The sequence below is a fragment of the Methylobacterium sp. J-078 genome, from assembly GCF_022829285.1.
Taxonomy (GTDB): domain Bacteria; phylum Pseudomonadota; class Alphaproteobacteria; order Rhizobiales; family Beijerinckiaceae; genus Methylobacterium.
Genome location: NZ_JAKSYI010000024.1, coordinates 65,088 through 80,616, shown reverse-complemented (window position 1 = coordinate 80,616; position 15,529 = coordinate 65,088). Strand labels below are relative to the sequence as shown.

Here is a 15,529-nt window from a genome sequence, read left to right as displayed (position 1 = left end):
ACAACCGGAGTGTCGGGGAGAGAGCCCGCACGGTCGAGGGCACCGACCCGTTCGCCGCGGTCGTGCGCGGGTCGCAGCGCGCGAGCGAGATCACCGACCCGCTTCAGCACGACAACCCCATCCGCTTCCCCTACGACGCCTTCTGCACCCTGACCCGCTACGGGCGCTATGCGATCCTCGCGCGCAACTGCCGGTTCCTCCAGGATGCGGATACGGACCCCGTCGAGGTCGGACGCCTTCGCGAGGCTATCGAAGGGCGCGTCCCGGTCGAGGCCCAACTCCTCAACCGCCGCAAGGACGGAAACCTCTTCTGGAACCGGATCTATCTGTCTCCCGTGTTCGAAGGCGACGCGCTGACCTACTTCGTCGCCTCCCAGGTCGACGTCACGTCGGAGAAGTCCCGCCTGACCCGTCTGGAGACAGACCGCGAGGCGTTGGAGCGCGAGGTCGAGCGTCGGACCCGTGACCTGTCCCGGAGCGAGGAGCGCCTGCGGTTCGTGCTCCAGGCCGGGCGGCTCGGTTCGTGGAGCCTGGACCTCGCCGACATGCGCTTCGTCGCGTCGAAGACCTTCAAGCTCGCCCTCGGTCGAGATCCCAGGGACCCGCTGAGCCGCGCCGAGTACGAGTCCCTCATCCATCCGGACGACCGTGCCCGGCGGGACGTGGCCGTCGCGGCCTGCATCGCGGGGCACGGCGACTACGACGTCGAGTACCGGATCGTGAAGCCGACAGGGGAGGTGCGGTGGCTCAAGATCCGCGGGCAGCCGTTCTACGGGGACGACGGGACGCCATCGCGGCTGGCCGGCATCGCGCTCGACGTCACCGCACGCAAGCATGCGGAGGAGCATCGCGCGATGCTCGCCAACGAGCTCAACCACCGGGTCAAGAACACCTTGGCGACCGTCCAGTCCATCGTCGCCCAGACCCTGCGGGCGAACCTGTCGCCGCAGGAGACCCGCGACGTCATCCAGGGCCGCATCCATTCCCTAGCCGCGGCGACCGACGTGCTCACGCGCGCGAGTTGGGATGGCGCGACGCTGGCCACGGTGGCGGCGACGGCCCTGGCGCCGTTCCGGACCGAGGGCGACCGCCGCATCGTGATCCGGGGGCCGGAGGTGATGCTGACCCCGAGGCTGGCCCTGGCCTTTTCCATGGCCTTCCACGAACTCGCGACAAACGCGGTAAAGTACGGAGCGCTGACCAACGAGGTCGGCCGCATCCTGCTCGACTGGGACATCATAGAGGGGCCCCGGACCCGGACGTTGCGCCTGACCTGGCAGGAGTTCGACGGGCCTCCGGTGAACCCGCCGACCCGGCGCGGCTTCGGCTCTCGCATGATCGAGCGGGCCTTGGCGGCCGAGCTCGAAGGCCGTGCCGAGATCGACTACCGGCGCGATGGCATCGTCCTCACTGCGGAGGCTCGCCTGCCCGAGATCCCTCGACGCGATCAAGCCCAGGGAACGGTCTGACGGACTGCCCCCCGCGAGGCGACCGGCGATCTCAAGGTGCGGTATCGGTCGGGAAGAACCGTGCCCTTGCGGGCTTGGCATCGCCTTCGTGCCTGGCGACAGCTGCATCCCGACGCGCCTCCTCGTCCGTCTTGTGGAGCGGCCAGTACCGCTCCATCGCCAGGAAGGTGAAGGAGGCCGACCAGCCGATCAGCAGGAGTCCATTGAGGGCCTCGACGCCGGCGATCATGCGGGCGTGGGACGTCGGCACCTGATCGCCGAAGCCCAGCGACGTGTAGGTGACGACCGAGAAGTACAGGCAGTCTTGGAAGGTCGTGACCGGTGTGCCGGCGAAGGCGTCGTCGCCGATCCAGAGCACCAGGAGCCAGTAGGCGCCCGCGTAGATCCAGACCGCGACGGTGTGCCCGACGAAGGTCATCAGCACCACGCCGAGGATGCGGATGCGGGGCGGTACCGGAAGCTCGGCGAGATGCTCGGAGGTCAGGCGCAGCGTCTCGTAGAGCACCATGATCGTGCTGACGACGAGGATGACGCTGGCCGTCATGGCGATGAGCATGCCGCGCTTCCGGATGGGGGTCAGGCCAAGCCATCGCATCGGATGCGTGCTCGGACTTTGACCCAGGTCAAGGCGCCCTTGCCCGTGATGCCATCACATGTGCACTGGTCCCCGATGCCGGGGCATGAGGTCCATGAAGCCATGCCGGATATTCGCGTGTCTGAAGCGCTGTGGTCCACGGGCGTGCTGCCCGAGGGTATCCTGGAGCGCTGGCTCGTCGAGGACGGGGCCGTTGTTCGGGAAGGCGAGGCATTGGCGACCGCGCGGATCGGCGACGCTCTCCACGACATCGTCTCGTCCGCCGCGGGTCGTGTGGCATGGATGGCGCCCGCAGGTGGCCTGATCGACCCGGGTTGCATCATCGCCCGGGTGGCGACCCGATAACGGTCGGGGTCACTCCACGGCCGCAGCGTGGCTCGTCGGATAGGATCATCCGCATCCGTCGCAGGATGCCGGGTTCGGGGACGGGAGGCGAACCATTGAGGGTCAGTGCCGGTTCAAGGGCTCGGACAAGGATGTCCCTGCTGATCGTGGTCTTCGTCATCGTCACGACGGCACTCATCGTGTTCGGCGTGTCGGCCCATGACTTTATCTACCGGTTGCTGACCATACCGATCTCGTAACCGGATCATCCTTCCATCGGTGGATGTGGTTGCGGATGCATGTCGAGGGGCATCGCCCGGGATGCCGGGGTTCCGCTCGTCCGGTCTTTCCAAGGTCCGACGTCAGGAGGGAGCCCGATCCCTCGACGCCAAGACGCGGCAGGACGATGCATCATTCCGGTGACGACATTTCGGACTTCGGCGCCCGCTGAGTCGGCCCAGTAACCGACCTCGACGGGTCCCAGGCCCGCCATCGGGCTCTCGTTCGACCGTTCGGGCTGGTCGCGGATCGCCCTCGTGCTGCTGGCACTCGTCGGTCTCTCCATCGGACTCGTCGCGCAGGCGATGGGCACCGCGTGGGCGTCCTGGGCATGGACGGCGGCGGCATGCGTGGTGCTCGCCGTCCTCCTCCGGCAAATCGTCACGAGCTTGATGCGGGGCGACGTCGGCCTCGACGTGGTGGCGGCGCTGTCGATGGGGGGAGCTCTGGCGCTCGGGCAGTCGCTCGCGGCCGCCGTCGTCGCTCTCATGTACGCGGGTGGCCAGACCCTCGAAGGCTTCGCCGCGGGCCGGGCGCGGCGCGAGATGTCCGCCTTGCTGGCGCGCCAGCCACGGACGGCCCTGCGGCGGGAGCCGAAGGGCCTCCGGGACGTGCCGATCTCAGAACTGGTGCCGGGCGATTGCCTCCTGATCCGGTCCGGCGACGTCGTGCCCGTCGACGGCGCCGTCGAGACGGGACGCGCGGTCCTTGACCTAGCGATGCTGACCGGCGAGGCGCTTCCGGTCACCTTCGAGGTCGGGGCGTCCGTGGTCAGCGGGACGATCAACGCCGGGGATGCCTTCACGCTGAAAGCGGACCGCCGCGCGTCGGAGAGCACCTACGCCTGCATCGTGCGACTAGTGCAGACCGCCCAGTCCGAAAAGGTCCCGATGGCCCGGATGGCCGACCGCTACGGCCTCGGGTTTCTCTTGCTGACGCTGGTGATGGCCGGCGGTGCGTGGGCCTGGACCGGAGATGCCGTCCGCGCGCTGGCCGTTGTCGTCATCGCGACTCCGTGCCCCCTGATCCTGGCGGTTCCCGTCGCCCTCGTCTCGGGCATGTCGCGCACGGCCGGGATCGGCGTCCTGGTGAAGGGCGGGGCGGCCCTAGAGATGCTGGCCAAGGTCGAGGTCCTGGTGATCGACAAGACCGGCACCCTCACGCACGGGACGGCGACGCTCTCGGCCGTCCAACCCTTGGCCGACGACGACGAGGCCGCGATCCTCTGCATCGCCGCGTCGCTCGACCAGGCATCCGTGCATCCGACCGCACGGGCACTCGTGACGGCGGCGCGCGGGCGTTCCGTAGCACTGCGCCAACCCGTCGACGTGGTCGAGGAGCCTGGCGAGGGCATTTCGGGGGCTGTCGACGGCCGGTGGGTCCTGGTCGGCGGCCCGCGCTTCATGGGACGGCACGGTATCGATTTCCCGGACCGGACCACGGGGCAGAAGGCATTCGGTGTGCCCTCCGTCGGCGCGACCGTCCTCGTCGCCGTGGACGGGATCGCTGCCGGCATCCTCGGCTTCTCCGACCCCCTGCGCCAGGAAGGAGGCGAGGCACTCGCGGCCATGCGCGAGACCGGCATCCGCCGCATCGTGCTGGCCACCGGCGACCGGAAGGACGTCGCCGAGGCCATGGTGGCCGGGTTGCCCATCAACGCCTTGGCCGCAGACCTCGACCCGAGCGAGAAGACCGGTCTGGTCAGAGCCGAGCGCGATCATGGCCTCGTGATGATGGTCGGCGACGGGGTGAACGACGCTCCCGCCCTCGCGGCGGCGGATCTCGGCGTCGCCCTGGGGGCGCGTGGCGCCGCCGCGGCTGCGGAGGCCGCCGACGTCGTGCTCCTCGTCGACCGCATCGACGGGTTGGCCCGCGCGATGCGGATCGACACCCTCGCCATTGTTGAGATCGCATCCTGGCTCGGACGCGGGGGAACCGTGCCGGCCTCATCCGTCAGGTCGCTTGGACAGGCGTTCCTCGCCAGGTCGAAGGATCGGGCTTCCGATTACGGATCGCGCGCCCATGCCCTCAAGGCCGCGATGGTGCTGGCCCAGTCGGACCGCTCCCTCCTGCGGCGGCTGCAATCGGAGCTCCTCGACCTCGACATCGGCGACGATGGCGAGTTCCTCCGCCATGCCGCACGCATCGCGGGCGCGGTACTGGCCCATGAGGACGACGGGGACCTCAGGGACCTTCTCGCCAGGATGGTCGACGTCGACGACGCCGAGGACGAGGCGTCGATGGAGCTTGGCTTCGACGCGCTGCGCGAGGGCCTCGACGCGGGGGACCCGGATGCCGCGTCGCAGGCGTTCGAAGGGGCCAGGGACTGGTTCCGCAGGGCCGAGGACGCCAGCGGGAGCAGGCCCGACGCCACGCTCTATCGACGGTGCCTCGACACTCTGGTGACCTTTCAGTCCGGCCACGCACCGGACGACCTGCGCGACCGGATCGACGGGATCAAGGCATCGGCCTTCGCGTATACCGCCTTCCTGACCACTCCGGACCGCCCGGAGGACACCGTTTCCTGGCTTGGGGGCAGGGCGCAGGAGCGCATCCACTGGTCGATGCTGGCCCTTCGCCTGGGAGCGCTCGACACCAGCCTGCTCAAGCGGGCCTGGCTGGACGCCGCCGCCGTCATCCAAGAGGAGCTGCTCTCCGTCTATACCGCAAGCCGCAGCTTGCTGCGGCGGGACGCGGAGGGCGGTGTGGAGGCGATCCTCCGGCCCCGCATTGTCGGCGCGTTGCGGAAGGAGCTCCATTCCCTGGCCCTGCTCGATCAATGGATCGACGAGAACGCAACCTCGGGGATGGTCGCTGTGGCCGCGAGCCTTCGCGAGCGGGTCGCCGACGCCAGGGAGGCGGTGGTCGCCCACCGCCCTACTGAGGCGGCGGCCGGGAGCTCACCGACCGCCGCCCTCATTGAGCTCCTGCCGGGGACGCTGCGCCAATCGGCCCTTGCCCGGGTCGCCGCCGGCATGGCCGTGCTGGCCGAGGCCACCACGCCAATCGTCGTGCGCGGACTTTTCGAGACGGTGACGGACGGCCTTCGGCGCAACGAGGATTACCGTGGCGACCCCGACGGTCGCATGCTGTTCGACATCGTCCTGTGGCTGACGGTCCAGTTCGTCGTCATGCGCAGTAACGTCGGCGTGAGCACCCTGGCCCGCGGGCGGTACCTTTTTGAGCGGGACCCGACCAAGCTGCCGGTCAAGAAGGACCTCCAAGACGATTACTACGAGTTCCTAATGGGCACGGTCCTGTCCGAGCTCTGCACCGCGGAGAAGCGAGACGTCGGGGGCGGGCGGGCCGACATCCAGTTTGCGTTCACCCGGACCAGGACGGTCGCCGAGCTCAAGCGCAGCGCTATGAGGCTCACGAACGAGGAGCTGGTCGGACGCTTCGGCCTCCAACAGGTCTCCTACGAGGTCACCAACGTCCGCTGTGGCATCCTGATGGTGCTCGACCTGCGCGACCTCGGCGGGGGCTAGCCCTACGTCTCCGAGCGGATATCCGTCCACCACGTCACGCCGGCCTGGGGGTCGACCGAGCATGCGGTCGTGCTGTTCAGGGTCCAGGGGCGTCGAGAAACGCCCTCGAAGGTCTGACCGTCGTCGTCGTGCCGTCGACGTACCCGGCCACCCGATTCTGGAAATGTTCAGCCCGATGGGACCGGCATGGAGCTCGGTCGCCGCTCCTAATAAATGCAGGCCATCTTCCACAGTCTTCCACCGTTGGGGGGAATGAGGTCGCCGACCGCGGCCACGAACTACACAGGCCTGTTGACGTTGCTGAATGCCAGCTGCACCCGTTCGTCTTCCGTTCCCCGGCGATGTCGCCTCGCAACCGGATCGAACCGTGCCCCTCCCCAAGCCCATAGGGAAACGTCGCCTGCCCAACGGCAGCGCCAATCACGTTTCCCGCCACCTGCAAGGGGTCTGACCGACGCTGCGGCGTTCGGCGGCCCCACGAGGCCGCCATGCAAAACGTCACATCCGACCACGTTGACCTCTTCGCGGGGTCCGGCCGATCCTCCTTCGAGGCGCCCCCGCCGGACACCGAGGATACCGCGCGCCAAATCTAGGAGATCTTCCGCAGGATGGCCTAAACCGCCGAGGCCTTCCCGCCGCAGGCGTATGCCTGGGCCCGTCTTGAGCTCCGCGCCGGCCACGTCAGCGCCCGGGGCTGGGACAAGCTGTGCGCCGTCGCCAACAGCCTCGACCACGACGTCGTCGCACCCCTGCGCCCGCGGACCCCCGCCGCCGTCTGAGGGACGCCGTCCGGCCGGACAACGTCCAGCCTTGTCCTAGGCATGCCCGCCCGGGACAATCTCCTCAACAGGGGAGACCGGCCATGACGTTCTTCAATAACTCCGCGCTTCAGCACATCCTCGACGACCTCGATCTCGACGACGATTTCGCGCCCTCGCCCACGCCGGAATCCGCGTCCGCCGCAGCCGCTAAGGCGAAGCGCGACGAGGCCGAGCGCAAACGGATCGAGAGGGCCGAGCGCAAGGCGGAGGGCCGTCCAGATCCGCGCCTCGTGGACACCATCATCGTCCGGGCCCTCGCCGACGCCCTGAAGGCGGCTGGCGCCCGGGCCCACATTGTCAGGCACCGGAAGCTCGACGGGCTGGCCCTCAGCGCGAAGGAAATCCTCGCCCTGGCCATGAAGGGCCTTCAGGACCGCGGCTTCGCCAAGGACGTCGCGAAGGTCGCCCTGCAGGGCCGGCTCCTGCCGTGCGAACACGACTAGAGCCGTGCCCGGCCGCGTTGCGACGGGTTAGCGGTTTGCAGCGTTGAGTGGTGAAGGAGCCCTCGATGCCTTCACCGTTGTCTGTCGATCTGCGCGAGCGTGTCGTGGCGGCCGTGGCCGAGGGCGCCTCCTTCCATCGAGCGGCGGCCCGGTTCGGTGTAAGCGTGTCGAGTGCCAGCCGCTGGTCGGAGCGGTTCGCGCAGGAAGGCCACGTCGCGCCCAAGCCGACGCGCGGCGACGATCGTCTTCCGGCCATCGAGGGGCAGGCCGATCGGATCCTCTCCACCTACGAAGCCCGGCCCGAGATCTTCCTGCGCGAGTTGCGCGACACTCTGGCCGCGCAGGGCGTGCAGACCAGCACGAGCGGCCTGTCGCGCTTCTTCGCCCGCCACGGCATCACCCGCAAAAAGGGGCTCTCTATGCGGCTGAGCAGGAGCGGGCCGACGTAAGGGAGGCCCGCCAAGCCTGGTTCGAGGCCCTGCCCGACCTCGACCCGGACACGCTCGTCTTCCTCGACGAGACCGCGGCCGCCACCAACATGGCCCGCCGTTACGGACGCGCCCCGTGCGGTGAGCGGTGCCGGCTCCTCGTGCCGCAGGGCCACTACAAAACGACCACCGTCACAGCCGCCCTGCGCAGCACCGGCCTGTGCGCGCTCAGTCTCGTCGATGGCGCCACCAACGGCGCCCGCTTCCGCAGCTACGTCGCCGACAGCCTCGTCCCGGTGTTGCGACCCGGGGACACCGTCATCCTCGACAACCTGCAAGCCCACAAGGTCGCCGGCGTGCGCGAAGCTATCGAGGCGGTGGGGGCGCGGGTCCTGTACCTCCCGCCCTACAGTCCCGAGTTCAATCCGATCGAGCAGATCTTCGCCAAGCTCAAGCACCTGCTGCGAACCGCAACCGCCCGCACCGTGCCCGACCTCTGGGCTGCTACCCGGCCCCCGAGAAGCTGGAGATCATCCGGCTGGTCGAGCAATCCCACCTGCCGGTGCGTGCCACCCTGGACAAGCTCGGCATCACCCGCTCGACGTTCTACCGCTGGTACGACGCCTACCGGCGCGGCGGCCCCGAGGCGTTGAACGACCATCCTTCGCAGCCGAGCCGGGTCTGGAACCGTCTACCTGCGGAGATCCGCGAGCAGATCGTTGCCTTGGCTCTGGAGCAGCCTGAACTCAGTCCGCGTGAGCTGGCGGTGCGCTTCACCGACGAGCGCCGCTACTTCGTCTCGGAAGCGACCGTCTACCGGTTGCTCAAGTCTCAGGATCTGATCACCAGCCCGGCCTATATCGTCATCAAGGCCGCCGACGAGTTCCGCGATAAGACCACCGCGCCCAACCAGCTTTGGCAGACGGACTTCACCTACCTGAAGGTCGTTGGCTGGGGCTGGTACTACCTGTCGACGGTCCTGGACGACTTCTCACGCTACATCGTCGCCTGGAAGCTGTGCACGACGATGCAGGCCAGCGACGTCACCGCCACGCTCGACCTGGCGCTGGGGGCGGCTGGGCTCGATCAGGCGCGGGTGATGCAGCCGCCACGCCTGCTCTCCGACAACGGGCCGAGCTACGTCGCCAGCGACCTGGCTGACTGGCTCGGCATTCGGGGCATGACCCACATCCGCGGTGCGCCATCCCATCCGCAAACGCAGGGCAAGATCGAGCGTTGGCATCAGACGCTCAAAAACCGCATCCTGCTCGAACACGCCTACTTGCCCGGCGAGCTGGAGGCGCAGGTTGCCGACTTCGTCGAACACTACAACCATGCCCGAGCCCATGAGAGCCTGAGCAACCTCACGCCCGCTGACGTCTACTTCGGACGCGGCGAAGGGATCCTGGCCGAGCGGGAACGCATCAAGCGCCAGACCCTGATGGATCGCCGCTTGCGCCATCACGCGCAGGCCGCCTAACCTCCTACCCCAGATGGACCAGAGCCTCTGTCCCTGAACACCGCTGAATGTCCCAAATCATCTGACGACGGACAGGCGATGGCGCACGGCTTCGTGCAACAATCCGGCGGACGCCTGGAGATCGAGAGTGTGGAGGGTCGCGGCACCACGGTGCGCATGATCCTCCCCCGGGACCGGGAGGTCGGCGAGCGCGGCGACCGTCCCGCCGTTCCGGGCAATCGGGCAAGGCCACTCGACACCTCGACCGCGCCCTCGCTGATCCTGGTGGTCGACGACAGCCGTGAGGCGGCGGCCTTGGCGGAAGAGGCGCTGCAGGACATCGGCTACCGCGTCGTGGTCGCCCACAGCACGGAGGAGGCGTTGAAGCGGTTCGACGAGGCTTCCGCGTCGGGCGACGGGTTCAAGCTCGTGTTCACGGACGTGATCATGCCCGGAGGCGCCAACGGCATCACGCTCGCCGAGAAGGTCAGGAAGCGCGATCCGGCGTTGCCAGTGGTCCTGACCACGGGCTACAATGACGAGATGGCCATCGACGGTCCCCAGCCCCACGCGATGGACGTCCTCGGCAAGCCGTACCGGCGCAGCGAGATGATCGACCGGCTGCAGGCGGCGCTCCGGCGCGGGGCGCGTACGGGTCCCGGGCGGATGACGTCGGACTTCGGGCACGTCCAAGCCTAGTGGCAGAAATCTGATGCTCAATACCCGCTATGAACGTCTGAGGTGGGTGGCTTCCTGTCCGTCTGCTTCTGGATGGCTAACGCATCGAAGCGGAAGTTGTCTAATTGCATTGTCGCCGAGCTGTCCTAAACCATCTCCCGTCTTGTCCGATGACTTAGTCTTGAGGTATCTAAGGTTGGCCGACTTGCCGGAAAAGATACACCGACTCCATAATAACGTATACAAAATAGACACGGCGATCAACATGGAAAATGGAAGATTTATCCAAGCTCGGCGAGACGATTATCGAGGCGAATGATGTTGTCTATCACTAGTTCGCGACTCGGGTAGAAATTAGAGGTATAAGTTACAAGGTTGCAAGGTAGAAATCTGATTACTCAACGATGGTGTGAACGATTGAACTCAAGTAAATCTCGGCAAAAAACGACTTAGGGGTTTTTCCATGGAGCAACGCAACCACACAGCGGCTATCCTTGGCCTCGGTATTGCCCTCTGGTTGGGTCTGTACAATGTGTTACAGCTCGCGGCCGGGCTTTCATCGCAGGCGACAATGGTCATTTCCGGTATAGCGATGTGGTCCGTTTGCATCATCATCGTGAGCGAACGCATCGGATGTCGCTGGGCTAGCCTGAAGGACTATAACACCCTGCACGGGCTCGGGTTTTGTGCACTGCTTCTCCCCGCATGCGAGGGAATATACACCTTAATCCCGACAATTTCCGAGCCAAACCCGCTCGTCTTCATAGGCGCGGGAATTTTCGTCGCAGCCGTTCAAGGCATAATTCACCGCGTCCAATTCTCGCCCGAAGAACGTGAGGCGATCCGCAAACATCAACGTCGGCGGTTGTCGGAGTCCGAGAAAGTGCACCAATGACCGCGTAGGGTGGATTTCCGCCAGTCCGCTTCCAGGCGGCGGATGTATCAAGCAGAAATAGCCTCGAAGACCACTTAAAATCCACTTAACACATGAACACAGATGTCAACGAACGTTCGATCAAGACTACATAGTGTTTATCAGATTGCGCGCCTGAAGCCGCTCGCCGGGTAACAGATTACGCTCATCGCGTTGGAGCATTGCGGGCCATGAAAGTCTCGGGCGAACCGTCGGCGGGATCGACGAAGACGATATCGGAAGGTGCGCGACGCGGCGTATCGACCGAGAGGAAAACCACAGGTTCCTCCATGAGTGTCGGCAGGGCGTGAACGGTACCACGTTCGAAGAACAGGAGTTCTCCCGGCCCGAACTCTGCCTCCCTTCCGGCATCACCCATCCAGAATGTGCCGCGCCCCGACAGCACGTAGAGGTACTCGTCGCAGGTAGCGTGGTAATGCGGCGGCGTGGGGCGATAGTCGCGGAAAACCCGAGCGCTCGCCGCCTCGCGGTCGGTCAGATAAGTGTCGACGAGAAGCGTCTGCGCCGTCTCTGGGAGCGCGGCCGCGATAGCCGTGAGGTCGAAACGTCTGGTCTTTGTCGAGTCCGACATGTTCGCTCCTGAGCGATAATCGTTGGGGCGCGGTTCGTCATCCACCTCATAACAGTGCCGGCCAACTCCGGTCGCTGCCTCGGATCAGCGATGGTCGTTGGGGGCAGGCTTGGCACCGATGTCGAGGGTGAACACCCTCAGTGGCTTCGCCACCCGGTCGACGCCGCCGTTGAAGGGGGCCATTCGATTCAGTTGCGCTGCAGGCATCCACAAACGCCCGTCAGCGTCGATCCACATCGCATCGACCCAGACGAGGCGAGGGTCCCGCACCACTGTTGTGCGGGTTCCGTCGGGCGTGAGCCTCAGCACGGAGAGCTGATCGGTGTCGCTGACGTAGATGTTGCCCTCGGCATCGATGGCGGTCCCACCGGTCGAAGGCGTATCGGCAAAGCGCTCGACATGGGTGGCGAGGCTCGCCGCATCCAAGTCCGTATCATCGAGATAGCGGGTATCGATGCGCGACATCCGGCCGGAGCTCGGCTGGTAGTAGACCCAGCGCCCGTCGGGGGAGACCTCGATCTGGTCCGCATGGATGTGGAGCGGCTTGCCGTCCGGGCAGTACATCGGTCGACCTTCGGCCGAGACCGCCCGGTCGCTTACGGTCGAGGGGTGACCGTCAAGGACGCGTCGTCCCTGGCCCGAGCCGAGATCCAGTACGATTAGACCAGGCGCGCCGGCATCGGTGAGATAGGCGTGGCCGCCGTTGAAGCGGACATCGTCGACGAAGCTGTCCGCCTTCGTCACCGAGCCCAACGGGTAGACGCGGGCGACCCGGTTCGTCGCGAGGTCGATGCGGATGAGCTTCGGGCCGCCGGGTAGGACGGGGTTTCCGATGCCGGGGGCGCCGGTATCGACCAGCCACAGGGCCCCGTCGGGCCCGATACGCTGGGCGTTGACGCGCACGAAGGCCTTGGACGGGTCCTGGCCCTTCGCCCAGCCGTTCCACGTCACGTCCGGATATGGGACGAGGATGCCGTCCTTCCACTCCACGATCTGCGGACCGGCCGAGCCGTCGAGCCGCGCGAGCACGAGGAAACGGCGCCCATCGGGGGCGATGCTAACCCCGGTCGATGGTGTGTCGAGGGTCATCGCCGTCACGAGGCGGGGATCCTCTTCCGCAAACGCACGAGTGGAGCCGGGCAGTGAGAATGCTCCCGCCAGGAAACACAGGGTAAGGCTCGCGACGATGTTACGACGAGGGACGGTCATGATGCGTTTCCCGATGGTCTGCAGTCCTGGCGAGGTGGCGCTTGGGCTTATGGAGATGGAACGGTGCCAAGCTGCCGAAGCAGGGTAAGGTTGTCCTCGATGTGCCAGTTGGCTGCGATGCGTCCGTCGACGACGCGGTAGATATCGGTGGCGATGAACGCCACCGGCTCGCCCCGGCCCTGGCGACCCTCGAATGTGCCGGTGAAATGACCGCGCAAACGCAGGTGCAGCACGGCCCGGTCGCCCGCCACGATCATCTGTTCGACCTCGCAGGTGAGGTCCGGAACAGCCTTTCGAAAACCTTCCGAGGCCAGGAGCGGTCCGGTCGGACCTTGCACCCGCGCGGGCGGCGGCGTCTCGTCCACAAAGTCCTCGGACAGCGCCGCCCGGGCGTAGGCCGGGTCGCCGGTGTTCCAGAAAGTGGCGTATCGCCGGGCTGCCAGCACCACGGCCTCGCGCTGTTGCGACGCTTGGCCGGGATCGACGACAAGCACGCCTGGCGAGACGAGCGTCTCTGCGGCGGCGGGGGTGGTCGCCAGCACGACGGCCATGGTGGCGAAACGAAGCGACGGGATCATCGGTTGAACTCCTGGCTCATTTCTGTCGGTTCACTGTCGCGGAAGGCGACCTCGATCAGCGTGCCGCCCGGGGCGTGCAGGAAGATGCGGCGTTCGCCGATCTCGGGGAGCTCCATCCGGCTGTAGGGGATGCCATGGTCGTCGAGGCGCCGGCGGAAGGCGTCATGGTCGTCGCGGAGGAAGGCGACGTGGTCGATGCACTCGGCCGACCCGTCCGGAACTGGCACGCCGGCTCGCGCTGGAATGAGGTGCACGATGGGTTCCCCGTCCGCGTAGAGCCAGTGCCCGGGAAAGCCGAAGGCCGGGCGGAAGCCCTCGCTCAGGTCGAAGACATCCGTGAAGAAGCGACGGTGGCCATCCAGGTCGCGGGTGCGGAGCGTGGCGTGGTCGAGGCGCATCGGCGGCCCTTCACGCGATGGTGCCGCCGCCGTCGACGGTGACGGTCGAGCCGGTGGCATAGGGGTTCGTGGCCACGAACAGGATGGCCTGGGCGATGTCGTCGGGATGCCCGATCCGGCGTGCAGGCAGCTGCGCAGCGCGGCGCTCGAACATCGCCTGCCGGTCGGCCGTATCCATCCGCGCATAGAGCGGCGTATCCACGAGCCCCGGCGACACCGTGTTGAACCGGACCGGCGCCCGCTCCAAGGCCAGGCCGCGCGAAAGGGCATCAAGCGCGGCGTTGATCGCCCCCTGCAGGACGGCGGTGGGACTAGGACGGTGACTCAGGTAGCCCGAGACGAAGGTCAGGGATCCGCCGTCGACGATCCGCGCCGACCGGGCGACACGGTAGGCACCCCAGAACTTCGAATCCATCGCCGACCTGGCGTCCTCGAAAGGAAGCTCGGCCACCGAGCCGGCTTTCGTGGAAGCTGCGGCGACGACGATGTGGTCGAAAGGCTTCCTGCCGCCGAAGAAGGCTTCGACTTCGGCTTGCCTGGTGAAATCGAGCGCGGTCGCCTCCGCATCTGCGGCTCGCGCGGCGTCGTCGAGCTTCGCGCCCGGAAGGCCCGCCGCGACGACCCGGGCACCGCTCCGCGCGAAAAGCTGCGTTGTCGCCGAACCAATTCCGCCGGCAGCGCCGACGACGAGGACCGTCCGTCCGTTCAGGTCCAGAGGCATGGCATCAGTCTCCTCTAAGTTGCGCCGGGGAAGCGACCCCGTTCGTCACCACAACCTACCTCTTGCTTTTCGGCTCATAAGCCAGGTTACAGTTGAGTCATTCTTGAAAGAGGGTTGCGGATCGATGCTCGACGATCTGAACGAGTTACGCACCTTCCGTCGCATCGCAGCGCTTGGCAGCCTGACGGCGGCGGCGCGCGATCTCGGGGTCGGGCTGGCTGTCGTGAGCAAGCGCTTGACGACGCTCGAACGCAGGGCCGGTGTGAGATTGATCCAACGCTCCACGCGGAGCCTGTCTATAACGGACGAGGGCCAGACCCTGCTCGTTCAGGTGGAACGGGCGCTGGACGCCATCGAATCCGCCGAGGAGCGCCTCGCGACCGGGCGTGACGAGCCGATGGGATTGCTGCGGGTCGGCGCGCCGGTCTCGTTCGGGCGGCAGCACGTCGCACCGGTCCTGTGCCGCCTCGCGGCACGGCATCCCCGGCTCGAAGTCGACCTCAGGCTCGACGACCGCGTTACCGACCTCATCGGCGAGCGCATCGAGGTGGCAATCCGCATCGGGCCCCCACGCGACAGCACGATGATCATGCGTCGGCTAGCCGACAACCGGCGTATCCTGGTCGCGGCGCCCGACTACCTCGACCGGCATGGACGCCCATCGAAGCCTGAAGACGTCGTCGGCCTGGAAGGCTTGAGCTACGGGGATGCGACGATGCCGTGGCGCTTGCTTGGTCCGGGAGGCGTCGAGACGGAGTTCCGTCTCAGGATGCGCCTTCGCTCGGACAGCGGCGACGCGGTGCACGATTGGGCTCTTGCGGGGGCAGGCATCATGCTGAAGTCCGCCCTGGACCTCTCAACCGACCTCGCCGCGAATCGGCTGGAAAGGGTGCTCCCGGACTATGCGAGCGCGCCGTCGCCGGTCTACGCCCTGTTCGCGTCCGCCCAAACGATGTCGACCAGGGCGAGGGTGTTCATCGATGCGATGGTCGTCGAACTGGCGGATCCCGGGAACGCATCGGCCGTCATGCCCATCTAAGCGGCCATCCCGCCTCCGACGTCTTCAGGAAGGCAAGGCCCACGTGCTCCGCTGACGATCAGGCGGTCATTCGCGCGAGCCCGCTCTCGTCGCGG

13 protein-coding genes and 2 pseudogenes are annotated in these 15,529 nt (G+C 66.8%); 9 read left to right on the top strand and 6 right to left on the bottom strand.

The genetic code is table 11. The annotated features are described in order from the left end of the window. Positions 1-1,469, top strand: a 1,469-nt coding sequence (locus MKK58_RS01525; RefSeq protein ID WP_279578174.1) for an HWE histidine kinase domain-containing protein, incomplete at its 5' end; no start/stop codon positions are given. Positions 1,470-1,500: 31 nt separating this feature from the next. On the opposite strand, the gene MKK58_RS01520 is transcribed toward MKK58_RS01525, so the two are convergent. Then, on the bottom strand, positions 1,501-2,025 hold the full coding sequence (locus MKK58_RS01520) for a potassium channel family protein (protein WP_243910430.1): 525 nt from the start codon (positions 2,023-2,025) through the stop codon (positions 1,501-1,503). Positions 2,026-2,082: 57 nt separating this feature from the next. Here MKK58_RS01520 and MKK58_RS01515 point away from each other — a divergent pair, with 57 nt between their 5' ends. The 7 genes and pseudogenes from MKK58_RS01515 (at position 2,083) to MKK58_RS01485 (ending at position 10,879) form a co-directional block, all read left to right on the top strand. Next, positions 2,083-2,409, top strand: a complete 327-nt coding sequence (locus tag MKK58_RS01515) for a biotin attachment protein (RefSeq protein ID WP_243910429.1) — start codon at positions 2,083-2,085, stop codon at positions 2,407-2,409. Between the two features lie 563 nt (positions 2,410-2,972). Next, a complete protein-coding gene (locus tag MKK58_RS27055; RefSeq protein ID WP_409565161.1) occupies positions 2,973-6,155 on the top strand; it encodes a heavy metal translocating P-type ATPase in 3,183 nt (1,060 codons plus the stop codon). 862 nt (positions 6,156-7,017) lie between these two features. Beyond that, positions 7,018-7,419: a hypothetical protein gene (locus tag MKK58_RS01505; protein ID WP_243910428.1), complete on the top strand. Its 402-nt coding sequence runs from the start codon at positions 7,018-7,020 to the stop codon at positions 7,417-7,419. A gap of 65 nt (positions 7,420-7,484) precedes the next feature. Beyond that, positions 7,485-8,359: pseudogene (locus MKK58_RS01500) on the top strand (IS630 family transposase); the annotation flags it as partial. Next, positions 8,329-9,327, top strand: a pseudogene (locus MKK58_RS01495) (IS3 family transposase); the annotation flags it as partial. The pseudogenes MKK58_RS01500 and MKK58_RS01495, both read left to right, overlap by 31 nt. 78 nt (positions 9,328-9,405) lie before the next feature. Further along, the gene (locus tag MKK58_RS01490; RefSeq protein ID WP_243910427.1) at positions 9,406-10,005 is read left to right on the top strand and encodes a response regulator; all 600 of its coding nucleotides are present in this window, start codon (positions 9,406-9,408) and stop codon (positions 10,003-10,005) included. Positions 10,006-10,447: 442 nt separating this feature from the next. After that, a complete protein-coding gene (locus tag MKK58_RS01485; RefSeq protein ID WP_243910426.1) occupies positions 10,448-10,879 on the top strand; it encodes a hypothetical protein in 432 nt (143 codons plus the stop codon). A gap of 184 nt (positions 10,880-11,063) precedes the next feature. On the opposite strand, the gene MKK58_RS01480 is transcribed toward MKK58_RS01485, so the two are convergent. From MKK58_RS01480 to MKK58_RS01460, 5 genes are all read right to left on the bottom strand, one after another. Beyond that, positions 11,064-11,489, bottom strand: a complete 426-nt coding sequence (locus tag MKK58_RS01480) for a cupin domain-containing protein (RefSeq protein ID WP_243910425.1) — start codon at positions 11,487-11,489, stop codon at positions 11,064-11,066. Between the two features lie 84 nt (positions 11,490-11,573). Then, positions 11,574-12,578 (bottom strand): major royal jelly family protein, encoded by a 1,005-nt coding sequence (locus MKK58_RS01475; protein ID WP_243910433.1) that lies wholly within the window; start codon positions 12,576-12,578, stop codon positions 11,574-11,576. 167 nt (positions 12,579-12,745) lie between these two features. Beyond that, on the bottom strand, positions 12,746-13,276 hold the full coding sequence (locus MKK58_RS01470; RefSeq protein ID WP_243910424.1) for an ester cyclase: 531 nt from the start codon (positions 13,274-13,276) through the stop codon (positions 12,746-12,748). Continuing rightward, positions 13,273-13,674 carry a VOC family protein gene (locus MKK58_RS01465; protein WP_018042913.1) on the bottom strand — a complete coding sequence of 134 codons (402 nt, stop codon included), beginning with the start codon at positions 13,672-13,674 and terminating at the stop codon, positions 13,273-13,275. The genes MKK58_RS01470 and MKK58_RS01465 overlap by 4 nt, the downstream gene beginning before the upstream one ends. A 10-nt stretch (positions 13,675-13,684) precedes the next feature. Further along, positions 13,685-14,395: an SDR family oxidoreductase gene (locus MKK58_RS01460; protein ID WP_018042914.1), complete on the bottom strand. Its 711-nt coding sequence runs from the start codon at positions 14,393-14,395 to the stop codon at positions 13,685-13,687. 124 nt (positions 14,396-14,519) lie between these two features. Here MKK58_RS01460 and MKK58_RS01455 point away from each other — a divergent pair, with 124 nt between their 5' ends. Beyond that, a complete protein-coding gene (locus MKK58_RS01455; RefSeq protein WP_243910423.1) occupies positions 14,520-15,434 on the top strand; it encodes a LysR family transcriptional regulator in 915 nt (304 codons plus the stop codon). Positions 15,435-15,529: the final 95 nt, after the last annotated feature.